Source organism: Pseudomonas sp. TH21, assembly GCF_016651025.1.
GTDB lineage: Bacteria > Pseudomonadota > Gammaproteobacteria > Pseudomonadales > Pseudomonadaceae > Aquipseudomonas > Aquipseudomonas aylmerensis.
In genome coordinates this window covers 982,227-1,007,654 of the sequence record NZ_JAEKEQ010000001.1, presented here as the reverse complement: position 1 = coordinate 1,007,654, position 25,428 = coordinate 982,227, and the positions used below count along the sequence as shown (strand labels likewise).

General features: G+C 61.2%; 20 protein-coding genes. 17 read left to right on the top strand and 3 right to left on the bottom strand.

The features are described 5' to 3' along the window. Positions 1 to 63: 63 nt before the first annotated feature. Complete coding sequence (locus JFU04_RS04405; protein WP_017135209.1) at positions 64 to 1,458, bottom strand: PhoH family protein; 1,395 nt, start codon at positions 1,456 to 1,458, stop codon at positions 64 to 66. A gap of 348 nt (positions 1,459 to 1,806) precedes the next feature. After that, positions 1,807 to 2,931, bottom strand: coding sequence for a polysaccharide deacetylase family protein (locus JFU04_RS04400; RefSeq protein WP_065907040.1), 1,125 nt, complete (start codon positions 2,929 to 2,931; stop codon positions 1,807 to 1,809). A gap of 152 nt (positions 2,932 to 3,083) precedes the next feature. Here JFU04_RS04400 and yaaA point away from each other — a divergent pair, with 152 nt between their 5' ends. From yaaA to JFU04_RS04325, 15 genes are all read left to right on the top strand, one after another. Further along, positions 3,084 to 3,863, top strand: coding sequence for a peroxide stress protein YaaA (gene yaaA, locus JFU04_RS04395; RefSeq protein ID WP_106805102.1), 780 nt, complete (start codon positions 3,084 to 3,086; stop codon positions 3,861 to 3,863). 900 nt (positions 3,864 to 4,763) lie between these two features. Continuing rightward, positions 4,764 to 6,080 (top strand): nucleotide sugar dehydrogenase, encoded by a 1,317-nt coding sequence (locus JFU04_RS04390; protein ID WP_065907093.1) that lies wholly within the window; start codon positions 4,764 to 4,766, stop codon positions 6,078 to 6,080. Positions 6,081 to 6,185: 105 nt separating this feature from the next. Further along, positions 6,186 to 7,658, top strand: a complete 1,473-nt coding sequence (gene alg8, locus JFU04_RS04385) for a mannuronan synthase (protein WP_201143566.1) — start codon at positions 6,186 to 6,188, stop codon at positions 7,656 to 7,658. Between the two features lie 38 nt (positions 7,659 to 7,696). Then, complete coding sequence (locus tag JFU04_RS04380; RefSeq protein WP_065907047.1) at positions 7,697 to 8,863, top strand: alginate biosynthesis protein Alg44; 1,167 nt, start codon at positions 7,697 to 7,699, stop codon at positions 8,861 to 8,863. 90 nt (positions 8,864 to 8,953) lie between these two features. After that, positions 8,954 to 10,378, top strand: coding sequence for an alginate biosynthesis TPR repeat lipoprotein AlgK (gene algK / locus JFU04_RS04375; RefSeq protein WP_446739681.1), 1,425 nt, complete (start codon positions 8,954 to 8,956; stop codon positions 10,376 to 10,378). Then, positions 10,375 to 11,862, top strand: a complete 1,488-nt coding sequence (locus JFU04_RS04370) for an alginate export family protein (RefSeq protein WP_065907050.1) — start codon at positions 10,375 to 10,377, stop codon at positions 11,860 to 11,862. Before algK ends, JFU04_RS04370 begins: the two co-directional genes overlap by 4 nt. After that, positions 11,862 to 13,436: a mannuronan 5-epimerase AlgG gene (gene algG / locus JFU04_RS04365; protein ID WP_106805103.1), complete on the top strand. Its 1,575-nt coding sequence runs from the start codon at positions 11,862 to 11,864 to the stop codon at positions 13,434 to 13,436. Before JFU04_RS04370 ends, algG begins: the two co-directional genes overlap by 1 nt. A gap of 11 nt (positions 13,437 to 13,447) precedes the next feature. Further along, positions 13,448 to 14,896 (top strand): alginate O-acetyltransferase, encoded by a 1,449-nt coding sequence (locus JFU04_RS04360; RefSeq protein WP_065907096.1) that lies wholly within the window; start codon positions 13,448 to 13,450, stop codon positions 14,894 to 14,896. Positions 14,897 to 14,904: 8 nt separating this feature from the next. Beyond that, positions 14,905 to 16,014, top strand: coding sequence for a mannuronate-specific alginate lyase (locus JFU04_RS04355; RefSeq protein WP_083221459.1), 1,110 nt, complete (start codon positions 14,905 to 14,907; stop codon positions 16,012 to 16,014). 191 nt (positions 16,015 to 16,205) lie between these two features. After that, the gene (locus tag JFU04_RS04350; RefSeq protein ID WP_201143564.1) at positions 16,206 to 17,738 is read left to right on the top strand and encodes an MBOAT family O-acyltransferase; all 1,533 of its coding nucleotides are present in this window, start codon (positions 16,206 to 16,208) and stop codon (positions 17,736 to 17,738) included. A gap of 11 nt (positions 17,739 to 17,749) precedes the next feature. After that, positions 17,750 to 18,934, top strand: a complete 1,185-nt coding sequence (locus tag JFU04_RS04345; RefSeq protein ID WP_065907073.1) for an alginate O-acetyltransferase — start codon at positions 17,750 to 17,752, stop codon at positions 18,932 to 18,934. A gap of 16 nt (positions 18,935 to 18,950) precedes the next feature. Beyond that, complete coding sequence (locus JFU04_RS04340; protein ID WP_065907075.1) at positions 18,951 to 19,607, top strand: alginate O-acetyltransferase AlgF; 657 nt, start codon at positions 18,951 to 18,953, stop codon at positions 19,605 to 19,607. A gap of 209 nt (positions 19,608 to 19,816) precedes the next feature. Continuing rightward, positions 19,817 to 21,268, top strand: coding sequence for a mannose-1-phosphate guanylyltransferase/mannose-6-phosphate isomerase (locus JFU04_RS04335; protein ID WP_201143563.1), 1,452 nt, complete (start codon positions 19,817 to 19,819; stop codon positions 21,266 to 21,268). A gap of 242 nt (positions 21,269 to 21,510) precedes the next feature. After that, entirely contained in the window at positions 21,511 to 21,975 is a 465-nt protein-coding gene (locus tag JFU04_RS04330; protein ID WP_201143562.1) for a multidrug transporter, read from the top strand. Positions 21,976 to 21,989: 14 nt separating this feature from the next. Then, positions 21,990 to 22,802 carry an SDR family oxidoreductase gene (locus JFU04_RS04325; RefSeq protein WP_201143561.1) on the top strand — a complete coding sequence of 271 codons (813 nt, stop codon included), beginning with the start codon at positions 21,990 to 21,992 and terminating at the stop codon, positions 22,800 to 22,802. Here JFU04_RS04325 and JFU04_RS04320 read toward each other — a convergent pair. Further along, positions 22,799 to 23,656 (bottom strand): LysR family transcriptional regulator, encoded by an 858-nt coding sequence (locus JFU04_RS04320; RefSeq protein WP_201143560.1) that lies wholly within the window; start codon positions 23,654 to 23,656, stop codon positions 22,799 to 22,801. The two genes, JFU04_RS04325 and JFU04_RS04320, sit on opposite strands and share 4 nt — an antisense overlap. 112 nt (positions 23,657 to 23,768) lie before the next feature. Here JFU04_RS04320 and JFU04_RS04315 point away from each other — a divergent pair, with 112 nt between their 5' ends. Continuing rightward, positions 23,769 to 24,956 (top strand): MFS transporter, encoded by a 1,188-nt coding sequence (locus JFU04_RS04315; protein ID WP_201143559.1) that lies wholly within the window; start codon positions 23,769 to 23,771, stop codon positions 24,954 to 24,956. Beyond that, the gene (locus JFU04_RS04310; RefSeq protein WP_201143558.1) at positions 24,949 to 25,356 is read left to right on the top strand and encodes a DUF4440 domain-containing protein; all 408 of its coding nucleotides are present in this window, start codon (positions 24,949 to 24,951) and stop codon (positions 25,354 to 25,356) included. Before JFU04_RS04315 ends, JFU04_RS04310 begins: the two co-directional genes overlap by 8 nt. Positions 25,357 to 25,428: the final 72 nt, after the last annotated feature.

Here is a 25,428-nt window from a genome sequence, read left to right as displayed (position 1 = left end):
CAGTCAACTTATCATCGACTGACCCACCGCTATCGCGGGCAAGCCCGCTCCCACACTGGGCGGTTACAGGTGGGACTCGGCGTATTCGGCCAGAATCGAACGTGGGACACCCTGCAGGGCGATGTGCACGCCGTTCGGGAAGTCCTTGAAGCGTTCCGTCAGGTAAGTCAGCCCGGAGCTGGTCGCGGACAGGTAAGGGGTGTCGATCTGTGCCAGGTTGCCCAGGCACACCACTTTGGAACCGGCGCCGGCACGGGTGATGATGGTTTTCATCTGGTGCGGGGTGAGGTTCTGGCATTCATCGATCAAAATCAGGCTTTGCTGGAAGCTGCGACCTCGGATGTAGTTGAGGGATTTGAACTGCAACGGCACTTTGCTGAGGATGTAGTCGACGCTGCCATGGGTGTTTTCGTCATCCATGTGCAAGGCTTCGAGGTTGTCGGTGATCGCCCCCAGCCACGGCTCCATTTTTTCCGCCTCGGTGCCGGGCAGGAAACCGATTTCCTGGTCCAGGCCCTGCACGCTGCGGGTGGCGATGATGCGGCGATAGCGCTTGGTCACCATGGTCTGCTCGATGGCGGCAGCCAGGGCGAGGATGGTTTTCCCCGAACCCGCGGCGCCGGTCAGGTTGACCAGGTGGATGTCCGGGTCGAGCAGCGCATACAGCGCCAGGCTCTGGTAGATATCACGCGGTTTCAGGCCCCAGGCTTCCTGGTGCAACAGGGGTTCCTGATGCAGGTCGAGGATCAGCAGCTTGTCGACCTGGATCTCTTTGATCCAGCCCACGAAGCCCTGTTCGTCGATGATGAACTCGTTGATGTGCACGGCCGGCAGGTTGTCGATCAACTGTACCTGGTGCCAGGTGCGGCCATGGTCCTGACGGGTTTCAACTTTGCTGACCAGGTCCCAGAAGGAGCCCGTCACAGTGTGATACCCACGGGAGAGCATCGACACGTCGTCGACCAGTTGGTCGGTGCTGTAGTCCTCGGCAGCGATCCCACACGCTCGTGCCTTGAGGCGCATATTGATGTCTTTGGTCACCAGCACCAGGCGCAGGTCCTTGTCGCGTGCGTGCAGGTCGATCAATTGATTGATGATTTTGTTGTCGTTCAGATTTTCCGGCAGCAGGCTGTTGGGCTCGCTGCGCTTGCTCATCAGAATCGACAGCAAGCCCTTGGGCCCGCTTTTGCCGCGCTGGATCGGCACACCGACTTCAACGTCGTCAGGTGACGCTTCGCCCAGGGTCTTGTCGATCAGGCGGATGGCCTGCCGGCATTCGGCAGCCACGCTGTGGTGCCCGCTTTTGAGTTTGTCGAGCTCCTCAAGCACGATCATCGGGATGGCGACGTGGTGTTCTTCAAAGTTAAGCAGTGCGTTCGGATCGTGGATCAGTACGTTGGTATCAAGCACATAAAGGATTGGCTGGTCGGAAGAAGGGTTACGTCCATGATCATCCATACTCGGTCACCTTTGTGGGAGCCAGTCGACGCAATACCGCAACAGTGCTGCGCCTCGATTCGACCACCGACTGCACCTGAGTGACGTCAAGTGCAGTGCCCACATGAGGAGTCTTGGAAGACGCCACCTGTGTTGCAGGTTTCGGCGATCTGACTTCGTAATACCGCAAAACCCATGACAGGAAAAAGCACTTTGACGCATTTTTGAAGTTTATTTTTCAGGATGACGAATAGCACTAGCCGAGTGCCATGGACCCCGTTAAAGTCGGAAGTCCGCCTGCATCGAAATGTCGCACGAAATCACCCCGAAAATGCCGCATCCCCAACAGGGCCGGGCACTTCGGTCTTTTCAGCGAAACGCCTCCCGGCAGTCCTGCCAACCCAATCCGCTTTGCCCCGTCGCCTGCAATAATATCGGCAACGCCACCCGCGCCTTGTCCTGGGTGTCGTGAAACACAATCACCCCTTTGCGCCACAGCAACATCAACGTCAGCACCCGTTGCGCCGACTCATCGGCCTTGAGCTTGCCCGGTTCGTCCTGGGAATCGATATCCCACAACGCCACTTGCAGGCCCTGGGCCTGGAAGAACCCCTGGCTGTCCGCGCGACGCTGACCGTAGGGCGGCCGAAACAGCGGCAGGTAGTTTTCCGGCATCAGGTTCTGCGCGAGCGAGGCACTGCGGGTAATGGAGCCCTGCCAGTCGACCCAATGGCTATGGGAGCGATACTGCCAGCCTTGGGTGCCGACGCACTGGCCCTGGTACAGCGCCTGCACATCGGCCACCGAGCTGCGCTCGACGCGCGTCTGCAGGCTGCTGCCGAGGACGAAGAAGGTCGCGTTCATCTTCTGCTTGCGCAGGTAATCGGTGAGCCAGTCGGTGTTGCCGCTCACCGGTGCCGGGCCGCCATCGAAGGTCAGCAGGAACAGCCGGTCGTTGAACTCGTCGCCATTGCGCTCGTGATCGCCAAAGCGCGCGATTTCGCTGCTGATCTGCGGAAACAGCGCGGCCTTGCGCAGCAGCTCGTCCAGGTAGCGTTCGTGGAACGCGTGGCTGGGGCCGGCCCAGCCTATATAGAAGGAGTTTTCGCTGACCTCGAACTTGCCGGCCTGCTCGCGCAGGTCGTCCATGTTTTCCACCAGGTAGCAGAACGAGGCATCTTCCTCGCAGCTTTGCTGGGCGAACGTGTAGTTCTCCAGCAGGCGCTGCCAGAGCTGGCGACGCAAGTCGTCGATGGACGCCATGTTGATGATCTTCAAGCCCAGGCGTTGCTTGAGCGCGGCTTCATCCTGATTCTCGCTGGCGAGCAGGCTGTGGGCGAACATCAGGATTTCCGCGCGCGAGGCCACGTCGAACAGCGCCGGGCTGCCGAGCTTTTCGGGCCAGGTGCCACGGTCCAGGCTGGCGACATCCACCGGCGCCGCCTGGGCGGTCAGGCAGAGCAGGCAAGCTGATAATAAAAGCGCGATTCGCACCTAGGGTCTCCCTCTCCAGAGTCGTCGGCCACTATAGCCGATACACCCCATCCCACGCTGGCTCCCGCAGTTTTGGTGTCTATTGCCTTGATAGGTGGAGTCAAAACGCCCCAGCCCCTAGAATCCCCTCCACGATTACAGGAGCCAACTTCATGCTGATGGTGATTTCCCCCGCCAAAACCCTCGATTTCGAGTCAAAGCCGGTAACCCCGCGCTTCACCCAGCCGCAATACCTTGACCACTCCCAGGAGTTGATCGAGCAATTGCGCGACCTGAGCCCGGCGCAAATCAGCGAGTTGATGCACGTATCCGACAAGATCGGCGGCCTCAACGCCGCGCGTTTTGGCAGTTGGACTCCCGCTTTCACCCCGGACAATGCCAAGCAGGCGCTGCTGGCGTTCAAGGGCGATGTCTACACCGGCCTGAACGCCGAGACCTTCAGCGATGCCGATTTCTCCTACGCCCAGGACCACCTGCGCATGCTCTCGGGCCTCTACGGCCTGCTGCGCCCGCTGGACCTGATGATGCCGTACCGCCTGGAGATGGGCACCAAACTGGCCAACGCCCGTGGCAAGGACCTGTATGCCTTCTGGGGCACCCGCATCAGCGAATGGCTCAACGAGGCCCTGGCCGAACAAGGTGACGACGTGCTGCTCAACCTGGCCTCCAATGAGTACTTCTCGGCGGTCAAGCGCACGGCCCTGAACGCGCGCATCATCAATACCGAGTTCAAGGACCTGAAGAACGGCCAGTACAAGATCATCAGCTTCTACGCCAAGAAGGCCCGGGGCATGATGAGCCGCTTCGTCATCGAGGAGCGCATCAACGACCCGGCCAAGCTCAAGCAATTCGACGTGCAGGGTTATCGCTTCAATGCAGAGCAGTCCAAGCCGGATAACCTGGTGTTTTTGCGCGATCACGCACCGGAATAAGGCCCAGCTCCGCCCTCACTGACGCTAAAGATCAAAGGTGGGAGCGGGCTTGCTCGCGAAACGACCTATCAGTCAGCATATCTTTGCCTGACAGACCGCTTTCGCGAGCAAGCCCGCTCCCACATTTTTTGTGCGCATTCCAGTGCGCAAATAGTCATTATTTTGGCGTCAAAAAATATGTAGACGCATCTCTAACAATTCTTTCACTCGACATTTCCAATTTTTTTTCGTAGTGGCACCACTTTTTTCAAACCGTGGTGGCACAAAACTATCTCTGCGCGCCAACTCCCTACAACTACTGGCCCAAATAGCAAGTGCTATCACTGTACTACCAGTGCCATCTTTTCTAATATTTCAAGAAATTTCGGGAAACAGGATGAGCGGCCCGGAACTTCACCTTAAAGCGCCGCTCATACCACCGGTAACGAAATTCTCTGTTTCTGTAAGAGATGACTTACATAACGATCCACGGAAGTAGCAAAGTTGCCCCATCAACTTTGACTCACGGGTCACATCATCAACTGATATGAGTTGAGGGCAGCGATAAGGATGAATTGCTAACCCCTATAGGCCAAGGCAGCGCTTACCCAAATGTGTCGGTGCCAACGCTCAAGCCATTGATATTAAAGGGCTAACTGCCTCTATCAAGGCTCTACGGCGCCGGCGTCAGGCCCTTCCACCCGGAAGCCTGGCTGCATTTTAGGGCAAGCCCCAATAACAAGGCCAAGTTGCGCACACCTTGAGTGCAATAGTTAGTCACTCACTATTTAACCTGCCTGTACGCGGTAAGTCGGCGTCTATTCGCCCAACTTCCGTGTGAACAGTGACGTTTGCAAACATGAACTCCGGCCATCTATTGGCATGATTAACACCGTCTTCAATGACAAAGAGGTAAATGCGATGCGCATCAGCATATTTGGTCTAGGTTACGTTGGCGCAGTCTGTGCCGGTTGCCTGTCTGCACGTGGCCACGAAGTGGTCGGCGTAGACATCTCCAAGGAAAAGATCGACCTGATCAACGCAGGCAAATCGCCCATCGTTGAGCCGGGTCTGGGCGAACTGTTGAGCCAAGGCATCGCAAACGGTCGACTGCGTGGCACGACCAACTTCGCCGAAGCCATCCGCGATACCGACCTGTCGATGATTTGTGTCGGCACGCCGAGCAAGAAGAACGGCGACCTGGAACTCAACTACATCGAATCGGTATGCCGCGAGATCGGTTTTGTCCTGCGTGACAAGACCACGCGCCACACCATCGTAGTGCGCAGCACCGTGTTGCCGGGCACTGTCGCCAATGTGGTGATCCCGATCCTCGAAGACTGCTCCGGCAAGAAAGCCGGCGTCGACTTCGGCGTCGCGGTCAACCCGGAATTCCTGCGTGAATCCACCGCCATCGCCGACTACGACCTGCCGCCGATGACCGTTATCGGTGAGTTCGACAAAGCCTCCGGCGATGTCCTGCAGTCGCTGTACGAAGAACTCGACGCCCCGATCATCCGCAAGGACATCGCCGTTGCCGAGATGATCAAGTACACCTGCAACGTCTGGCACGCCACCAAGGTCACCTTCGCCAACGAGATCGGCAACATCGCCAAGGCGGTCGGCGTCGACGGTCGCGAAGTGATGGAAGTGGTCTGCCAGGACAAGACCCTCAACCTGTCCCAGTACTACATGCGCCCAGGCTTCGCGTTCGGCGGCTCGTGCCTGCCCAAGGACGTGCGTGCCTTGACCTACCGCGCAGGTTCCCTGGACGTGGAAGCACCGCTGCTCAACTCGCTGATGCGCAGCAACGAGTCCCAGGTGCAGAACGCCTTCGACATCGTCGCCGGCCACGACAAACGCAAAGTCGCGCTGCTGGGCCTGAGCTTCAAGGCCGGCACCGATGACCTGCGCGAAAGCCCGCTGGTCGAGCTGGCCGAGATGCTGATCGGCAAAGGCTTCGACCTGAGCATCTACGACAGCAACGTCGAGTACGCCCGTGTCCACGGCGCGAACAAAGACTACATCGAAGGCAAGATCCCGCACGTGTCGTCCCTGCTCAACTCGGACTTCGACGACGTGATCAACAACTCCGACGTGATCATCCTGGGCAACCGCGATGAGAAGTTCCGTGCCCTGGCGCATAACGCCCCGCACGGCAAGCAAGTGGTCGACCTGGTGGGCTTCATGTCCGCAGCCACCAGCGTCAGCGGCCGCACCGAAGGCATTTGCTGGTAACGGAAGAGCAGCGGCTAGTTGCGAGCCGCAAGCTGCAAGTAAAAGCACCGCCCTTGCAGCTTGCGGCTTGCAACCAGCCGCTTTCACCACCTTCGGATGACGCTTATGTCCAAGTTAAAACACGTACTGCTCCAATCCGCCGGCTGGCTGTTCTTTCTGAGCCTGCTGATGGGACTCGCCCTGCTTTTGCCGGCGAGTACGTTCGACTCCGAGTCGAAGAATTTTATTTTCCTGATTGGCGCCGTCGGTATCTGGCGCTACTCGATGGGTGCTACGCATTTCTTTCGCGGCATGCTGTTTTTGTACGTGGTCTACCCGCACCTGCGCCGCAAAGTGCGCAAGTTGGGCAAGGCCGCCGACCCGTCCCATGTGTTCCTGATGGTCACCAGCTTCCGGATCGATGCGCTGACCACCGCGCAGGTCTACAGCTCGGTGATTCGCGAGGCCATCGAATGTGGCTTCCCGACCACCGTGGTCTGCTCGCTGGTGGAAATGTCCGATGAGCTGCTGGTCAAGAGCCTGTGGGAACGCATGAACCCGCCAGACCACGTGAAGCTCGACTTCGTGCGCATCGCCGGTACCGGCAAGCGTGACGGCCTGGCCTTCGGTTTTCGCGCCATCTCCCGCCACCTGCCGGATGACCGCGCCGTGGTCGCCGTGATCGATGGCGACACCGTGCTCGCCGAAGGCGTGGTCCTCCCGTGGTTCCAGCTGTTCGGCAATGTCGGCGGGCTGACCACCAACGAGTTCTGCGAAGTACGCGGCGGCTACATCATGAGCGAGTGGCACAAGCTGCGCTTCGCCCAGCGCCACATCAACATGTGCTCGATGGCCCTGTCCAAGCGCGTGCTGACCATGACCGGGCGCATGTCGGTGTTCCGTGCCAGCGTGGTCACCGACCCGGGCTTTATCGCCGACGTGGAAAGCGACTCGCTGCAACACTGGCGCCTGGGCCGCTTCAAGTTCCTGACCGGCGATGACAAGTCCAGCTGGTTCAGCCTGATGCGCCTGGGCTACGACACCTTCTACGTGCCGGACGCCGCGATCAACACCGTGGAACACCCGCCGGAAAAGAGTTTTATCAAGGCCAGCCGCAAGCTGATGTTCCGCTGGTACGGCAACAACCTGCGCCAGAACTCCCGTGCCCTGGGCCTGGGTGTACGCCGGTTGGGCCTGTTCACCAGCATCGTGTTGTTCGACCAGCGCGTGTCGATGTGGACCTCCCTGCTCGGCCTGACCGTGGCAATCATCGCCACCTTCAAGTACGGCGGCGCGTTCATCCTCGCCTACCTGCTGTGGATCGGCATCACCCGCCTGATCCTGACCCTGCTGCTGTCGTGCTCCGGCCACAAGATCGGTCCGGCCTACCCCGTGATTCTCTATTACAACCAGATCATGGGCGCGCTGGTGAAGATCTACGTGTTCTTCCGCCTTGATCAACAGTCCTGGACCCGCCAGGACACCAAACTGACCCGCGATTTGGCCAGCTTTCAACGTTGGTTCAACACCTGGTCGTCTCGGACCATGACCTTCTCCGCCGGCAGCATTTTCGTCGCCGTGTTGCTGATGATGGTCTGACCCTGCCAAGCCTGAATTAACCAAGGAATTACACCGTCATGAACAGCCAAGTAAACGCCAACGTTGTCCACGAGTCCGAAGCCCAGCGCCAACATGCCCGGGTTAAAATCCCGGCCAAGCTGCGCTTCTTCAACACCGACCGCACCCAGACCGAAGCACGGGTGATCGACCTCTCCGCCGGCGGCCTGGCGTTCACCGCCACCCAGCCGCTGACCGTGGGTGAAGTGCACAAGGGCCGCCTGCAGTTCGTCATCGACAACCTTGGCCTGGCCATGGACGTGGAACTGCAAATTCGCTCCTACGACCGCCAGACAGGTCGCACCGGTTGCCAGTTCCAGAACCTCGACGCCCAGGACATCTCGACCCTGCGCCACTTGATCACCTCGCACCTGTCCGGTGACATCGTGACCATGGGCGACGTGCTGGCAACCCTGCAGCGCGACAACTTCACCAAGGCGCGCAAGGTCAAGGACGGCGGCAGCAACATGAGCGCCTTCGGCCGCCTGCGTGCCGTGACCTTCAGCCTGGCGATCTTCCTGGTCGGCCTCGCCGCGTTCGGGTTTGTCTTCAAATCGGTGTACGGCATGTACTTCGTCAGCCACGCCCAGGCGGGCATCGTCAGCGTACCGGGCATGAACGTGACCATGCCGCGCGACGGCACCGTGCAAAGCCTGCTCAAGGGTGATGCGGTCGCTGCCAAAGGCGCGCCACTGGCGACCTTCAGCACCAGCATGCTCGACGTGCTCAAGGGCCACCTGGACGAAGACCAGCTGCAACCGGCCAAAGTCGAAGAGCTGTTCGGCAAGCAAATGACCGGCACCCTGACCTCCCCATGCGATTGCGTAGTGGCGCAGCAACTGGTCGCCGACGGTCAGTACGCCAGCAAAGGCGACGTGATCTTCCAACTGGTGCCACGCGGCAGCCTGGCCAATGTCGAAGCGCGCTTCACCTATCGCCAGTTCGCCGACGTGCGCCCCGGCACTCCAGTGAGCTTCCAGGTCGCCGACGAAGAACAGGTTCGCACCGGCACCATCGTCAGCAGCACCAGCCTGAACAGCGCCGACCTGTCTTCCGACATCCGCGTGCAGATCAAGCCTGATGCGCCGCTGGACAGCACCTACGCCGGTCGCCCGGTGGAAGTGACCAGCGACCGTGGCCCATCGCTGAACTGGCTGATCGACAAAGCCATGGCCAACGGTCTGTAAGCAGAGGACATGCCTGTGATGACTCTCTCAAAAACACCGCAGTCCCTGTGGGAGCGGGCTTGCTCGCGAAAGCAGTGTGTCAGCCAACACATGCATCAACTGACAGGGCCCCTTCGCGAGCAAGCCCGCTCCCACATGGGAACTGCGGCGTTGCTGGCTGTTGCGGTCAGCCTCGCCGGTTGCGCCGGCCTGCCCGACCAGCGCCTGGCCAACGAAGCGCTGAAACGTGGCGACACCGTCACTGCCCAGCAGAACTACCAGCAGCTCGCGGACCTGGGCTACAGCGAGGCCCAGGTGGGCCTGGCCGATATCCAGGTGACCACCCGTGACCCCGAGCAGATCCGTCAGGCCGAAGCCACTTATCGCGCGGCTGCCGATACGTCGCCACGTGCCCAGGCGCGCCTGGGTCGCCTGCTGGTTGCCAAGCCAGGTGTCACCGAGGCCGAGCAGCACGAAGCCGAAGGCCTGCTGAAAAAAGCCTTTGCCAATGGCGAAGGCAACACCCTGATCCCACTGGCGATGCTGTACCTGCAATACCCGCACAGCTTCCCCAACGTGAATGCGCAGCAGCAGATCAGCAAGTGGCAGGCCGCCGGTTACCCGGAAGCCGGGCTGGCCCAAGTGCTGCTGTATCGCACCCAGGACACTTACGACCAGCACCTGGATGACGTCGAGCGCATCTGCAAGGCCGCGCTGAACACCACCGACATCTGCTACGTCGAACTGGCCACCGTCTACCAGAAGAAAGCCGAGCCGGAAAAACAGGCCCAATTGCTCAAGCAGATGGAAGCCGGCTTCAGCCGTGGCACCGTCACCGCACAACGCGTCGACAGCGTGGCCCGCGTATTGGGCGATGCCTCGCTGGGCAAGACCGACGAAAAGACCGCCCAGGCCCTGCTGGAAAAAATCGCCCCTGGCTACCCGGCTTCCTGGGTCAGCCTGGCGCAGTTGCTCTACGACTTCCCTGAACTGGGCGACGTCGACCAGATGATGAAGTACCTGGACAACGGCCGCGCCGCCGACCAGCCGCGCGCCGAGCTGTTGCTGGGCAAGCTCTACTACGAAGGCAAATGGGTGCCGGCCGACGCCAAGGCCGCTGAAGCCCACTTCGAAAAAGCCGTGGGCAAGGAAGTGGCCGCCGATTACTACCTCGGCCAGATCTATCGCCGTGGCTACCTGGGCAAGGTCTACCCGCAAAAAGCCCTCGACCACTTGCTGACCGCTGCGCGCAACGGCCAGAACAGCGCCGACTTCGCCATCGCCCAATTGTTTTCCCAAGGCAAGGGCACCAAGCCCGACCCATTGAACGCCTATGTCTTCAGCCAGTTGGCTAAAGCCCAGGACACGCCAGAGGCCACTGACCTGGCCACGCAGCTCGAAGCCCCGCTCACGCCTGAGCAACGCGCCGAAGGCCAACGCCTGGTGCAACAGGAGCTGGCCGCGCGCGGCACCCTGGCCCAGAGCACGCTGCAACTGCACGCCCTGCAAGAAGAAGACGGCGAGGAATCCCTATGAAGCTCAACCCATTCGTCAAGGCCGGCATCGGCCTGACCTTCGCCCTGCTGTGGTCGTGCCCGACCCTGGCCGCGCTGACCGAAGCCAAGAACTTCGGCCTGGAAGTCAAAGCCACCGCCCAGTCCGAAGATGACCGCGACCTCGGCACCCAAAAAGGCGGCGACGTCAACGGCATCGGCCTCGACCTGCGCCCGTGGATCTACGGTGAAAGCGGCGCGTGGAGCGCCTACGCGATGGGCCAGGCCGTGGTGTCCAGCGACATTATCGAGACCGACACCCTGCAACAGTCGGCGGATGACGAAAACCAGCAAACCACCAACAACGACCGCAAGGCCAAGAAAAACTACCTGGCCATGCGCGAGTTCTGGGTCGGCTACAGCGGTTTCACGCCCTACCCTGGCGAGATCCTCAAGTTCGGTCGCCAACGCCTGCGCAATGACGACGGCCAATGGCGCGACACCAACATCGAAGCGCTGAACTGGACCTTCGACACGACCCTGCTCAAGGCCAACGTCGGCGTCGCTGAACGTTTCAGCGAATACCGCACCGACCTCAAGGAGCTGTCGCCCAAGGACAAGGATCGCCAGCACCTCTACGCCGACGCCGCCTACCAGTGGACGCCCGGCCAGTGGATCGGCCTGCGCGCCCACCACACCCATGACGACGGCAAGCTCGACTACCCGGAACCGGGCGTGGCCACCGACTCGCTGGACAAGCGCGAGAACGGCGACCTGACCTGGCTCGGCATCGAGGCCAACAGCGACGCCTACAACTGGCGCAACACCAACACCGTCAACTACTGGGCGAGCATCACCGGCATGCAGGGCGACCGCGACACGGTCAACGCCTTGAACGCCGACGGCACCCGCCCCACCAACGCCAAGCGCAGCGACGACGTGAATGGCTGGGCCACCGACCTGGGTATCCGCCTGCGTCTGGACCCGCAGTGGCAAGTGGGTGCGGCCTACTCCCGCGCCAGCGCCGAATACGAGCAGAACGGCCTGCAGAGCAACCGTTCGAACTGGACCGGCACCCAGTCCCGCGTGCACCGCTTCGGCGAAGCGTTTCGCGGCGAGATGAACAACATGCAGTCCATGAGCCTGTTCGGTTCCTGGCAGCTGCGCGAGGACTACGACGCCAGCCTGGTGTACCACAAGTTCTGGCGCGTCGACGGCAACAAGCCGGTCGGCAGCAACGGCATCGATGCCGTGCAGAACAACACCGATGACGTCACCGGCGCGATCCTGTCCAGCACGTCCCTGCCGCTTGAAGACGGCAAGAAGGACCTGGGCCAGGAGATGGACCTGGTCGTCACCAAGTACTTCAAGAAAGGCCTGCTGCCGGCCGCGCTCAGCCAGTCGATCGACGAACCGTCGGCCCTGGTGCGCTTTCGTGCGGGCGTGTTCAAGCCGGGCGACGCCTACGGCAGCCAGGTTGACTCGTACATGCATCGCGCCTTTGTCGACGTGATCTGGAAGTTCTGATGGGAGCCTGCGCAATGAAACCTCAACGCTTGCTGGTTGCCGCGATGCTGATGGCCAGTGCCACAGCCTTCGCCGATACCGCGCAGCAGGTCAAGGCGCCGACCATCGCCAAAGAACTGCAACAGGCCAAGACCTACACCATTTCCAGCCCGCCGACCGCGCCGCTGGAACTGGCCAAGCCTGCCCTGCCGGACCTGTCGGGCTACACCGCCGCAGCGATGGAAAAGAAAATCGTCAGGACCAAGCCGGGCAAGATCAGCATCCGCCGGATGATGCAGGAAGACGCCCTCAAGGACTTTATCGGCGGCGACAACAAGATGGCCGAATGGGTGGTGCGCCAGCACGGCATTCCCCAGGCGATCTTTGTCGACGACGGCTACATGAACCTCAAGGACCTGCTCGGCAAAGTGCCCAAGCAGTACCTCAGCGAAACCTCGCCGGGTGTGTTCCTGGCCAAGCTGCCGATCGTGGTCGGGCGCAAGGGCATCCTCGAAATCGACAAGCAGACCAAAGAGCTGCGCCTGTCCCAGGAAGCCGGTTCGTTCCTGATCAACGATGGCCAGCTGTTTGTGCGCGACACCAGGATCACCGGCTGGAAAGAAAAGGCCAACGGCCCGGCGCTGTTCCAGTCGCCCAAGGAATTCCGCCCGTTCCTGCTGGCCTGGGGCGGCACCGAGACCTACGTCGCCAACACCAAGATGGCCAGTTTCGGCTACGCCAACAGTAAGTCGTACGGGGTGAGTATTTCCCAGTACACGCCGAACATGGCCAAGGTGCTCAAGCGTCCCGAGCCGACCGGCTGGATCATCGATTCCGAGTTCTCGGACATGTGGTACGGCTTCTACTGCTACGAGACCACGGGCTTCGTGATCAAGGGCAACACCTACAAAGACAACATCGTCTACGGCATTGACCCGCACGACCGTTCCCACGGCCTGATCATCGCGGACAACACCGTGTACGGCACAAAGAAGAAGCACGGCATCATCATTTCCCGTGAAGTGAACGACAGCTTCATCTTCAACAACCGCAGCTACGACAACAAGCTTTCGGGCCTGGTAATCGACCGTAACAGCGTCAACAACCTGATCGCCGACAACGAGATCTACCGCAACCACACCGACGGCATCACCCTCTATGAGAGCGGCGACAACCTGTTGTGGGGCAACAAGGTGATCAGCAACCGTCGCCACGGCATCCGCGTGCGTAACAGCGTGAACATCCGGCTGTACGAAAACACCTCGATGGCCAACGGCCTGACCGGCCTCTACGGCCACATCAAGGATTTGACCGACACCGACCGCGACATCGCCCTCGACCCGTTCGACGCCAAGGTCTCGCTGATCGTGGTCGGCGGTGAGCTGGCAGGTAACGGCAGCGGACCGCTGTCGATCGACTCGCCGCTGAGTGTCGAGTTGTACCGCGTGTCGATGCTGGCGCCGACCAAATCCAGCGGCATCAGCTTCTCCGGCGTGCTGGGCGATCGCCAGGAAGAGATTCTCGACCTGCTGGTGCGCCAGCAGAAAGCCGTGCTGATCGACCCTGTCGAACGCCAGACCGAATTGCAGGACTGAGGATGACCCTTATGCACCCACACATGATCAAACTGCTGAGCCTCTCGGGTTTGACCCTCGGCCTGCTCGCGGCCAGCCAGGGCGTACGCGCCGACGAAATCAAGGCGCCGACCTTCACCGCCGAGCCGTGCTGCAGCCTGTGCCCGGCCGCCCACGACGCGAAGAACTACACCACGCGCTACCAGCAGAACTTCACCACCCTGGTACAGGCCCAGGGCGACTGGCTGTTCCGCACCCAGGAAGACCTGCGCACCGAATTCGACACCAGCCCCGCCGGCTACAAGCGCATGCAGCAACTGCACGATGCGTTCAAGGCCAAGGGCGTGGAACTGGTGGTGGTCTACCAGCCGACCCGTGGCCTGGTGAACCGCAACAAGCTCAACCCCGAAGAGAAAGCCAAGTTCGATTTCGACAAGGCCCTGAGCAACTACAAGACCATGCTCGGCCGCTTCGCCAAGATGGGCTATGTGGTGCCGGACCTGTCGCCGTTGACCAACGAGCAACTGCCGGATGAATTGCCAGCGCACGATTTCTACTTCCGTGGCGACCAGCACTGGACCCCTTACGGCGCGCAGCGCACAGCGAAAATCGTCGGCGCCAAAGTCCGTGCGATGCCTGAGTTCGCGGATATTCCCAAGCGTGAGTTCGAGACCAAGCGCTCCGGGCGCATGGGCAAGACCGGCACCCTGCACAACATGGCCGGGCAACTGTGTGGCACCAGCTACGCGATCCAGTACATGGACCAGTTCACCACCGAACCCAAGGGCGAGGCCGGTGACGGCGACCTGTTCAGCGACTCCGGCAACCCGCAGATCACCCTGGTGGGCACCAGCCACAGCGGCAAGAACTACAACTTCGCCGGCTTCCTCGAACAGGAAATCGGCGCTGACATCCTCAACGTCGCCTTCCCCGGCGGTGGCCTGGAAGGCTCGATGATCCAGTACCTGGGCAGCGATGAATTCCAGAAGACGCCGCCGAAAATCCTCATCTGGGAATTCTCGCCGCTGTACCGCCTCGACCAGGAGACCATCTACCGCCAGATGATGTCGCTGCTCGACAACGGTTGCGAAGGCAAGACCGCACAGATGACCGCGAGCACTACCCTGAAGCCCGGCAAGAACGAATTGCTGGTTAACAGTTCGAACAAAGACCTGCGCAACGCCAACCATCAGGTTGATATCCGCTTCGCCGACCCGTCGGTGAAAACCCTGCAAGCCACCCTCTGGTACATGAACGGGCGCCACGAGGACATCAAGATCGAGAAACCCGAAACATCCGATACAGACGGGCGTTTCGCCTTTGAACTGCGCACCGATGAAGACTGGGCCTCGCAGAACTTGCTGGCCGTGGAAGTGCAGGGCCCCGAAGCGGGCGCTGCCGCGCAGAAAGTCGAAGCGAAAATTTGCACACGCAACGTATTCCCAGCCGGTGGTCAGCAGACCGCCTCAACTGGGCAATGAGGTTACTTATGCAGAAGTTATTGATTCCAACGCTGCTGGGCCTGGCAATGTTCGCCGGCTCAGTCAACGCCGCCGCGCCACTGCGTCCGCCCCAGGGCTATTTCGCCCCGGTGGAAGCGTTCAAGACCGGCGATTTCAAGAATGACTGCGACGCCATGCCGGCGCCGTACACCGGCTCGCTGCAATTTCGCAGCAAGTACGAAGGTTCGGACAAGGCCCGTTCCACACTGAATGTGCAATCCGAAAAAGCCTTTCGCGACAGCACGGCCGACATCACCAAGCTGGAAAAAGACACCAGCAAGCGCGTGATGCAATTCATGCGCGACGGGCGTCCGGAGCAGCTGGAATGCACACTCAACTGGCTGACCAGCTGGGCCAAGGCCGATGCGTTGATGTCCAAGGATTTCAACCACACCGGCAAGTCGATGCGCAAATGGGCGCTGGGCAGCATGGCCTCGGCCTATGTGCGCCTGAAGTTCTCCGACTCGCACCCGCTGGCCAACCACCAGCAGGAATCGCAACTGATCGAAGCCTGGTTCAACAAACTGGCCGACCAGGTGGTGAGCGACTGGGACAACCTGCCGCTGGAAAAAACCAACAACCATTCCTACTGGGCCGCCTGGTCGGTGATGGCGACTTCCGTCGCCGTGAACCGTCGCGACCTGTTTGATTGGGCGGTGAAGGAATACAAGGTCGGCGCCAATCAGGTCGACGACCAGGGCTTCCTGCCCAACGAGTTGAAGCGTCAGCAACGTGCCCTGTCGTACCACAACTACGCGCTGCCGCCGCTGTCGATGATCGCCAGTTTTGCCCTGGTCAACGGTGTCGATCTGCGCCAGGAAAACAACGGCGCGCTGAAACGCCTGGGCGACAAGGTGCTGGCCGGCGTGAAAGACCCGGAAATCTTCGAACAGAAGAACGGCAAGGAACAGGACATGAAGGACCTCAAGGAGGACATGAAATTTGCCTGGCTTGAGCCCTTCTGCACCCTCTACACCTGCGCCCCGGATGTGCTCGAACGCAAGCATGGCATGCAGCCGTTCAAGACCTTCCGCCTCGGCGGCGACCTGACCAAGGTCTACGACCCGACGCATGAAAAAGGCAACAAAGGCAGCTAGCGGCTGATGATCGTTCCCACGCTCCGCGTGGGAATGCAGCCAGGGACGCTCAGCGTCCCAAAAGCGGACGCTGAGCGTCCAGTGAGGCATTCCCACGCAGAGCGTGGGAACGATCACAGCCTCCCGCGAAATCGCGGGGGGTTTGGGGGGGCTCTGGCCCTTGACTGTTGGTTAAACATGGAGAGATCGGGATGGTTTTCTCGTCCAATGTGTTCCTGTTTCTGTTCTTGCCGATCTTTCTCGGCTTGTACTACTTGAGCGGGCAACGCTATCGCAACCTGCTGCTGCTGATTGCCAGCTACGTGTTCTACGCCTGGTGGCGAGTGGACTTCCTGGCGCTGTTCGCCGCCGTCACGCTGTGGAATTACTGGATCGGCCTCAAGGTCGGTGCTGCCGGCGTGCGCACCAAGCCGGCCCAACGCTGGCTGCTGCTGGGCGTGGCGGTCGACCTGTGCATCCTCGGCTACTTCAAGTACGCCAACTTCGGCGTCGACAGCATCAACCTGATGATGAAGTCTGCAGGCCTTGAGCCCTTCATCCTCACCCACGTGCTGCTGCCGATCGGTATCTCGTTCTACATCTTCGAGTCCATCAGCTACATCATCGACGTATACCGCGGTGATACCCCGGCGACCCGCAACCTCATCGATTTTGCGGCGTTCGTGGCGATCTTCCCGCACTTGATTGCCGGCCCCGTGTTGCGTTTTCGCGACCTGGCCGACCAGTTCAACAACCGCACCCACACCCTCGACAAGTTCTCCGAGGGCTGCACGCGGTTCATGCAGGGTTTCATCAAGAAGGTTTTCATCGCCGACACCCTGGCGGTGGTGGCCGACCATTGCTTCGCGCTGCAAAACCCCACCACCGGCGACGCGTGGCTCGGCGCGCTGGCCTATACCGCGCAGCTGTACTTCGACTTCTCCGGCTACAGCGACATGGCCATCGGCCTGGGCTTGATGATGGGTTTTCGCTTCATGGAAAACTTCAAGCAGCCGTACATCAGCCAGTCGATCACCGAGTTCTGGCGCCGCTGGCACATCAGCCTCTCCACCTGGCTGCGTGACTACCTGTACATCACCCTGGGCGGCAACCGCAAAGGCACGCTGACCACCTATCGCAACCTGTTCCTGACCATGCTGCTCGGTGGCCTGTGGCACGGTGCGAACATCACCTACATCGTGTGGGGCGCCTGGCACGGCATGTGGCTGGCGATCGAAAAAGCCATCGGCCTCAACACCTCGCCGCGCAGCTTCAACCCGGTGCGCTGGGCCTTCACCTTCCTGCTGGTGGTGATGGGCTGGGTGATCTTCCGCGCCGAAAACCTGCACGTCGCCGGCCGTATGTACGGCGCGATGTTCAGCTTTGGCGAATGGTCGCTGTCGGAACTCAACCGCGCCAACCTCACCGGCCTGCAAGTGGCAACCCTGGTGGTGGCGTACGTGACCCTGGCGTTCTTCGGCCTGCGCGACTTCTACACCAACCGCCCCGCCGAAAAAGCCAAGCCGGCCGATCCGAGCCTGATCAAGGCCGTACCGGGCGACAACCCGGGCAGCATCCACGAGCCAGGCTTCACCGTCGGCCAGGACGCCGCCGTGCAACCGGCCTACTGGACCGCTGACTGGCCACGCTACGCAATGCGCGCGGCAGTGCTGCTGCTGTTCGTAGCGTCGATTCTCAAACTGTCGGCGCAGAGTTTCTCGCCGTTCCTTTACTTCCAATTCTGAGGGAGCCGACCATGACCCGTTCATTCCGCGTCCTCTATATCGGCCTGTTCCTGGTGGTGTTGCTCGCCCTGGGCGCCTGGTCGATGCGCAGCTTCTTCGGCTTCAGCACCAATGCCGATGCGACCGTGCTCAACGGTCGCTGGACCAAGGCCGTCGAGACCCATTACGACGACCAGTTCCCGATCAAGCGCCTGGGCACCAACCTCTGGGCCGCGCTGGACTACAAGCTGTTCAATGAAGGCCGCCCTGGCGTCGTGCTGGGCCGCGATCACTGGTTGTACAGCGACGAGGAGTTCAATCCGGCCGTCAATGAAGACCAGAACCTCGAGGGCAATTACGCGCTGGTCGAAGGCGTGCGCCAGAAACTCAAGGCCCAAGGCATTCAACTGGTGATGGCGATCGTGCCGGCCAAAGTGCGCCTGTACCCGGAACACCTGGGTGAGGTGAAGCCTGCGAGCATCCACGCCAACCTGTACCAGGACTTCCACGCGCGTGTCGCCGCCGACAAGATCATCGCCCCCGACCTGCTCGGCCCGCTGCAACAGGCCAAGCTGGGCGGCAAGCAGGTGTTCCTGCGCACCGACACCCACTGGACTCCGGACGGTGCCGAAATCGCTGCCAAGCAACTGGCCAAGGTGATTGCCGACAAGGCGCCACTGAACGGCGAGCCGCAGCGTTTTGTCACCGAAGCCGAGAAGACCGAGCCGCACAAAGGCGACCTGCGTCTGTTCCTGCCGCTGGACCCGCTGTTTGAAAACCTGATGCCGCCTAAAGAGCCGCTGGAAAAACGCGTCACCCACCTGGCTGAAACCAAAGGCGACGACGCGCTGTTCAGCGACAGCGAAACCCCGGTTGCACTGGTCGGCACCAGCTACAGCGCCAACCCAAACTGGAACTTCGTCGGCGCGCTCAAGCAAGCCCTGGGCAGCGACGTCATCAACTACTCCGAAGACGGTCACGGCCCGATCCTGCCGATGCTCAGCTACCTCAAGAGCGACGACTTCAAGAACAGCCCGCCGCAGGTGCTGATCTGGGAGTTCCCTGAACGATATCTGCCCGTCAACAACGAAATCGGTGATGCCGACCCGCAGTGGGTTGCGCAGCTTAAACAAGCCGGTTCGCGCCAACAGAACATGGCACTGAACACCCCAGTTAAACACTCAAAATCCGAGACGCCCGACCGGGCGCAAAACTGAAAGAGAGGTAACTCACATGACTTTCACTACTACTCCGCGTCGTCTCGCCAAGACCCTGGCCCTGGTTGCCGGCATGAGCGTTGTATCGATGTCTGCCTTCGCCGGTGGCGACGCCGCCCTGTACGGCCCAACCGCGCCAAAAGGCTCGAGCTTCGTGCGGGTCTACAACGCCAGCAACCAGGAAGTCAGCGCCACCGTCGGCGCGACCAACCTGAGCGACGTTGCGCCCTTGGCCAGCAGTGACTTCAGCTTCATGCCCGGCGGTGACTACAGCGCCAAGGTCGGCAGCCAGACCGTGCCGGTCAAGCTCGCCCCGGACCACTACTACACCCTGGTCAACAACAGCAGCGGCCAGCCGCAGTTGATCGAGGAACCGCCGTTCAAGAACAAGCAGAAATCCCTGGTGCGCGTGCAGAACCTCAGCGACAAGGCCCTGACCCTGAAGACCGCCGACGGCAAGACCGACGTGGTCAAATCGGTGGCCGCCAAAGGCCGTGGCGAGCGCGAAATCAACCCGGTGAAGGTGAGCCTGGCGCTGTATGACGGCGACAAGAAAGTCGGCGACGTGAAGCCAGTGGCCCTGGAGCGTGGTGAGGCAGCGGTGCTGTACGTCACCGGTTCCGGTTCGAGCCTGTCGCCAGTCTGGGTGAAACGCCCAGTGTCGACCCGCTGATCAGATTTTCGACCGGGCCCCGTTCCCCAGTGGGAGCTGGCTTGCCTGCGATGGCATCACCTCGGTGTCACTGACACACCGAGTCGTCTGCATCGCGGGCAAGCCCGGCTCCCACAGGGGCCGAGGAGCCCAGTCGGACCGAGACAAAAATAAGAGTGAAACGACAAACCTTCGTAGCTCTGACCCAAATCGATTCAAGGAGAAACAGCATGATCCCAGTAATCCTTTCCGGTGGTAGCGGCTCACGTCTTTGGCCGCTTTCCCGTAAACAGTTCCCGAAACAATTCCTGGCCCTGACCGGCGAGCACACGCTGTTCCAGCAAACCCTGGAACGCCTGGTGTTCGAAGGCATGGACAGCCCGATCGTGGTCTGCAACAAGGACCACCGTTTTATCGTCAACGAGCAACTGAGCACTCGCAAGCTCGAATGCCAGCTCATCCTGATGGAGCCGTTCGGTCGCAACACGGCGCCGGCCGTGGCCCTCACCGCGATGATGCTGGTGAATGAAGGTCGCGACGAATTGATGCTGGTGCTGCCGGCCGACCACGTGATCGACGACCAGAAAGCCCTGCAACGCGCCCTGGCCCTGGCCACCGTGGCGGCCGAGCGTGGCGAGATGGTGCTGTTCGGCGTGCCGGCAACCCGTCCGGAAACCGGCTACGGCTACATCAAGTCGACCAACGATTCGCTGCTGCCCGAAGGCGTGAGCCGAGTCGAGCAGTTCGTGGAAAAACCCAATGAAAAACGCGCCGTCGAGTTCGTCAAGAGCGGCGGTTATTTCTGGAACAGCGGCATGTTCCTGTTCCGCGCCAGCCGCTTCCTCGAAGAGCTGAAAAAGCACGATCCGGACATCTACGACACCTGCCTGCTGACCCTGGAACGCAGTGAGCAGACCGCTGACACCGTGACCTTCGACGAAGCCACCTTCGCCTGCTGCCCGGACAATTCCATCGACTACGCCGTGATGGAAAAAACCCAGCGCGCCTGCGTGGTGCCGCTGAGCGCCGGTTGGAGCGACGTCGGTTGCTGGGCCTCGCTGTGGGCGGTCAACGATAAAGACGTCAACGGCAACGTCAGCAAGGGCGACGTGGTGATCCAGGACAGCCGCAACTGCATGATCCACGGCAACGGCAAGCTGGTTTCGGTGATCGGCCTGGACAACATTGTGGTGGTGGAAACCAAGGACGCGATGATGATTGCCCACAAGGACAAGGTCCAGGGCGTCAAGCAGATGGTCTCGACCCTCAACGACCAGGGCCGCAGCGAAACCCAGAATCACTGCGAAGTCTATCGCCCGTGGGGCTCCTACGATTCGGTGGACATGGGCGGGCGCTTCCAGGTCAAGCACATCTCGGTCAAGCCGGGCGCGTGCCTGTCGCTGCAGATGCACCACCACCGCGCCGAACACTGGATCGTGGTCAGCGGCACCGCCGAAGTCACCTGTGACGAGAACGTGTTCCTGCTCTGCGAAAACCAGTCCACCTACATCCCGATCGCCTCGGTGCACCGCCTGCGCAACCCGGGCAAGATCCCGTTGGAGATCATCGAAGTGCAATCGGGCAGCTACCTGGGCGAAGACGATATCGAGCGGTTCGAAGATATCTACGGTCGCTCGACCCCGGTTGAACGTGGCGTATCGGTGAAAACTATCGCGCAGTAAAACAGTCGTACAAGAAGCCCTCGCCCAGCCCATTGCGTCCCCTATCCGCAGTGGGTTGGGTGGGGGCTTTTTTTTGAGATCTGCACTGGCTGTTAGGGCCCCATCGGGGGCAAGCCCCCTCCCACCTTTGATCTGCGAATAGCTTGCCCCGATGAGGCCGGCACGCCCACCACAGCACTCAAGGTAGCCAATCCCACCTACGCTTAAGTTAGGATGCTCGTTCCCAACTTGAGGTGGTCTCCATGTTCTTCGGCGTTCTCCTGATCATCACCTGGCTGATCCTCCTGCTGCGCTACCCGGCCAAGGCCCTTCCGGTTTCCCTTGCTGCCTTGGCAGGCCTGGGTTGCGTGGCCGTCTGGGTGGTCTGGCTGGACAATCGCGAAGCCTCGCAACAGGCGCGCCTGGAACTGCGCATCAGCTATGCCCCGCAGGAATGCCCGGCGGACCGCCCATTGAAACTGACCCTGAACAACGGCAACGACGTGCCTCTTACCGAACTGCGCTGGCGCGTCGCGGCCTATGCGCCGGGCGACTCGGTCAACCTGGCCGACAACGTCTATGCTGCCCCTCGCTATCGCGGCCCCGGCGAATTGCAGGCGGGCGCCACCTGGGAAGACTGCCTGCCCACCCCGCCGCTGCGCCCTGGTTACCGCGCGCAAACCCTGGAATTTCGTGCCGAGCACCTGCAAGGCAGTTTCTCGGACTGACAAAGGACTGATCCATGCCCAACGTACTCATCACCGGCTGCTCCAGCGGCATCGGCCGCGCCCTGGCCGAGGCCTTCAAGGCGGCGGGGTTCGACGTATTGACCAGCGCCCGCCGCGAAGACGACGTGATCGCCCTCAACGACGCCGGCTTCCATGCCGTGCTGCTGGACGTGAACGACGCGGGAGCCCTGCAAACCCTGGCCACGCATCTGGGCGAACTGGATGTGCTGATCAACAACGCCGGCTACGGCGCCATGGGGCCATTGCTCGATGGCGGCACTGAAGCAATGCAGCGCCAGTTCGAGACCAATGTATTTTCCATCGTCGGCGTGACCCAGGCGCTGTTCCCGGCCTTGCGCAAGCGCAAAGGCCTGGTGGTGAATATCGGCAGCGTTTCCGGCGTACTGGTCACACCGTTTGCCGGTGCCTACTGCGCCTCCAAGGCGGCAGTGCATGCCTTGAGCGATGCACTGCGCATGGAGCTGGCGCCGTTTGGTATCCGCGTAATGGAAGTGCAGCCCGGCGCCATCGATACCCGCTTTGCGAAGAACGCCGGGGCTCAGGCCGAGCTGTTGATCAATGAGCAGTCACCGTGGTGGCCGTTGCGCGAGGGTATTCGTGCTCGCAGCCAGGCCTCTCAGGACAAGCCGACACCCGCCAGCCACTTCGCCAGCCAGGTGCTGAACGCGGTGCAACAAGCAACACCGCCACGCTTGCTGCGCGCGGGCAATGGCAGTCGAGCGCTGCCGTTGATGGCGGCGTTGTTGCCCAAGGGGCTGCTCGAGAAGGTCTTGAAAAAGCGCTTTGGCTTGAGCGAGACGCTTTAACCCTTCATGAAATCAATAAACGCCCGCACTTTCAGCGGCAGGTGACGGGTATCCGGGTACAGCGCAAACACGCCTTGTGGGGCGAAGCGATGGTCCGCCAATAGCCGCACCAGGCGTCCCGACTCAAGGTCATCCTGCACCAGCCATTGCGGCAGTACTGCCACGCCAAGGCCACGCACGGCAAAGGCCAGCAGTACGGCCGCGCTGTCGGCCACCAGGGCTGCGGGCCCGGCACGGTATTGATGCTCGCCGCCGGCGGGGTCGGTCACGCTGAGTTCCGTCAAGCGGCCGTGGCCCAGTTTGGGCGCAAGTGCCAACTGATCCAGGGTGTGCACGCCGGCAAACTCGGGCGCCGCCACCGCGAACACGTCGAACGTGGACAACTGCACCGCACGATGGTTGGAATCGAGTAAACGTCCCAACCGAATCGCCACGTCAAAGCGCTCGGAGATCAGATCCGCGTGGGTGGAGGATGTGGATAAGTGCAGGTTGAGGTCCGGGTGCAGACGGCGAAAACGCTCCACCGCAGGGGCGACCACGGCCAGCGCATATTCCACGGTGGTGGTGATGCGCAGGGTGCCCTTGAGCTGGGCCTGTTCGGAGCGCGCCTCTTCCACGGCCAACTGCGCCTCTTCGAGCACGCGTGTGCAGCGCAGGTAAAAACGCTCGCCGGCATCGGTCAGCGCCAGTTGGCGGGTGCTGCGCGTCAGCAGGGTGACCCCCAGTTCCGCTTCCAGGCGCTTGAGATTGAAGCTCACTACGGCGCGCGTCTGGCCCAGCAGGTCGGCCGCTGCAGTAAGCGACCCGGCCTCGACCACGGCCTTGAACGTGTCGAATCGGTCCAGGCTGACCATCAATTGCCTCCTCTTTTGTCAAAATATTTTTGACAAACTAGCAGCCAAACCGGCGTATCCCAAACGTTGCGTGCAGCCTACCCTGCGCGCTTCACTCGCCGGATCGCGCTCAATGACCTACCGCTCGAAAATCGCCTGGATTTTTCTACTGGGTTTCGCCCTTGACCTGGTGAACATGTTTGTCGCCACCGTCGCCTACCCGGATATCGGCCGCGAGCTGCAGGCGTCGGTGACGCAACTGGCCTGGGTCAGCAACGCCTACCTACTCGGGCTGACCCTGATCATTCCCTTGAGTGTGTGGCTCGCGGCGCTCATGGGCGAGCGCGGCCTGATCGTGGTGAGCCTGCTGATATTTGCCGGTGCCTCGGTGCTGGTGGGCCAGGCGGACTCGATTGAAACGTTGATTGGCTGGCGAGCCCTGCAAGGGCTCGGTGGCGGCTTGCTGATCCCTGTGGGCCAGGCCATGGCGTACCGTCACTACCGCGCGGCAGAGCGCAGCCAACTGACCGCCCGCGTGATGTCGGTGGCCCTGCTGGTGCCCGCCCTGTCCCCGGCGTTGGGCGGGCTGATCGTCGACAACGTGTCCTGGCGCTGGATCTTCTACGCCAACCTGCCGCTGGCGTTGATCACCCTGCTGCTGGCGAGGCTGTGGATAAAACCCGACGTGCCCGCCAGCGTGTGTCCTACCTTGGAGGTGGGCAGCATTTTCAAACAGATCGCCAGCCCGATGCTGCGCACCGCGATGCTGGTCTACCTGTGCATTCCCGGCGTCTTTATCGGTACCAGCCTGATCGCCATTCTCTACCTGCGCGGCCTGGGTTACGACGCCACACACACCGGCGCCCTGATGTTGCCGTGGGCACTGGCCTCGGCGCTGGCTATTTGGCTGAGCAAAAAACTGTTCAATCGCTGCGGCCCCAAACCCTTGCTGCTGGTGGGCATGCTGCTGCAATGCGCCGGCATCCTGCTGCTCAACGAGCCAGGCCTGATCGTGCTCGCCTACGCCTTGATGGGCCTGGGCGGCAGCCTGTGCAGCAGCACCGCACAGACCCTGGCATTCCTGGATATCCCCGCCGAGCGCATGGGCCATGCCAGCGCGTTGTGGAATATCAATCGGCAAATAAGCTTCTGCCTCGGTGCGGCTGCCCTCAGTGCACTGTTGTCGGCCTTGGATTCCTTCACCATAACCTTCACGATGGCAGCCGCATTAACCCTGTTGCCTCTCTTTGCAGTGCTGCGCCTGGATGCCTCCACAGTACGGACACTGCTTCACCCTGCCCGCGAGCCCCGTCATGATTGATTACAGCGATTTTTTTGAGGAAGTGATCCAGACCCACGTCGAGATCGAGCAATGGTTTGCCGGCGTCGCACCCGAAGGCACCCTGCAGAGTCTGCTCGCGCGCTTCTCCCCCGAGTTCAGCATGATCGCCCCCGCCACGGGCGCACGGGTCAATGCAGCCGGGGTCAACGCGCTGTTCACCCGCCTGGGCGGCATGCGCCCGGGGTTGAAAATCACCTTGAGTGAAATGACCGGCATCGACCGCCACGCACGCGGCGCCACCGTGACGTATCGCGAACATCAGATCGACGCCAGCGGCACGCAGACCGACCGCCGTGCCACCGTGGTGTTCGAGAAACAGGCGAGTGGCGCGCTGTTGTGGCGCCATTTGCATGAAACCTATGTAGCGCTAGCGCAATGAAATAACTGATCGGGCGGATCCTACAAAAAACAGCGAACGGCCTGACATCATTACAAGGAAACTATCCACAGG

Excerpts from the sequence above, each read along its gene's own strand:
- JFU04_RS04335 (WP_201143563.1), top strand. The coding sequence starts at position 19,817 with ATGATCCCAGTAATCCTTTCCGGTGGTAGCGGCTCACGTCTTTGGCCG.
- alg8 (WP_201143566.1), top strand. The coding sequence starts at position 6,186 with ATGTCCAAGTTAAAACACGTACTGCTCCAATCCGCCGGCTGGCTGTTC.
- JFU04_RS04370 (WP_065907050.1), top strand. The coding sequence starts at position 10,375 with ATGAAGCTCAACCCATTCGTCAAGGCCGGCATCGGCCTGACCTTCGCC.
- yaaA (WP_106805102.1), top strand. The coding sequence starts at position 3,084 with ATGCTGATGGTGATTTCCCCCGCCAAAACCCTCGATTTCGAGTCAAAG.
- JFU04_RS04315 (WP_201143559.1), top strand. The coding sequence starts at position 23,769 with ATGACCTACCGCTCGAAAATCGCCTGGATTTTTCTACTGGGTTTCGCC.
- JFU04_RS04405 (WP_017135209.1), bottom strand. The coding sequence starts at position 1,458 with ATGGATGATCATGGACGTAACCCTTCTTCCGACCAGCCAATCCTTTAT.
- JFU04_RS04360 (WP_065907096.1), top strand. The coding sequence starts at position 13,448 with ATGCACCCACACATGATCAAACTGCTGAGCCTCTCGGGTTTGACCCTC.
- JFU04_RS04390 (WP_065907093.1), top strand. The coding sequence starts at position 4,764 with ATGCGCATCAGCATATTTGGTCTAGGTTACGTTGGCGCAGTCTGTGCC.
- algK (WP_446739681.1), top strand. The coding sequence starts at position 8,954 with ATGCATCAACTGACAGGGCCCCTTCGCGAGCAAGCCCGCTCCCACATG.
- JFU04_RS04340 (WP_065907075.1), top strand. The coding sequence starts at position 18,951 with ATGACTTTCACTACTACTCCGCGTCGTCTCGCCAAGACCCTGGCCCTG.
- JFU04_RS04310 (WP_201143558.1), top strand. The coding sequence starts at position 24,949 with ATGATTGATTACAGCGATTTTTTTGAGGAAGTGATCCAGACCCACGTC.
- JFU04_RS04325 (WP_201143561.1), top strand. The coding sequence starts at position 21,990 with ATGCCCAACGTACTCATCACCGGCTGCTCCAGCGGCATCGGCCGCGCC.
- JFU04_RS04330 (WP_201143562.1), top strand. The coding sequence starts at position 21,511 with ATGTTCTTCGGCGTTCTCCTGATCATCACCTGGCTGATCCTCCTGCTG.
- algG (WP_106805103.1), top strand. The coding sequence starts at position 11,862 with ATGGGAGCCTGCGCAATGAAACCTCAACGCTTGCTGGTTGCCGCGATG.
- JFU04_RS04380 (WP_065907047.1), top strand. The coding sequence starts at position 7,697 with ATGAACAGCCAAGTAAACGCCAACGTTGTCCACGAGTCCGAAGCCCAG.
- JFU04_RS04355 (WP_083221459.1), top strand. The coding sequence starts at position 14,905 with ATGCAGAAGTTATTGATTCCAACGCTGCTGGGCCTGGCAATGTTCGCC.
- JFU04_RS04350 (WP_201143564.1), top strand. The coding sequence starts at position 16,206 with ATGGTTTTCTCGTCCAATGTGTTCCTGTTTCTGTTCTTGCCGATCTTT.
- JFU04_RS04345 (WP_065907073.1), top strand. The coding sequence starts at position 17,750 with ATGACCCGTTCATTCCGCGTCCTCTATATCGGCCTGTTCCTGGTGGTG.
- JFU04_RS04320 (WP_201143560.1), bottom strand. The coding sequence starts at position 23,656 with ATGGTCAGCCTGGACCGATTCGACACGTTCAAGGCCGTGGTCGAGGCC.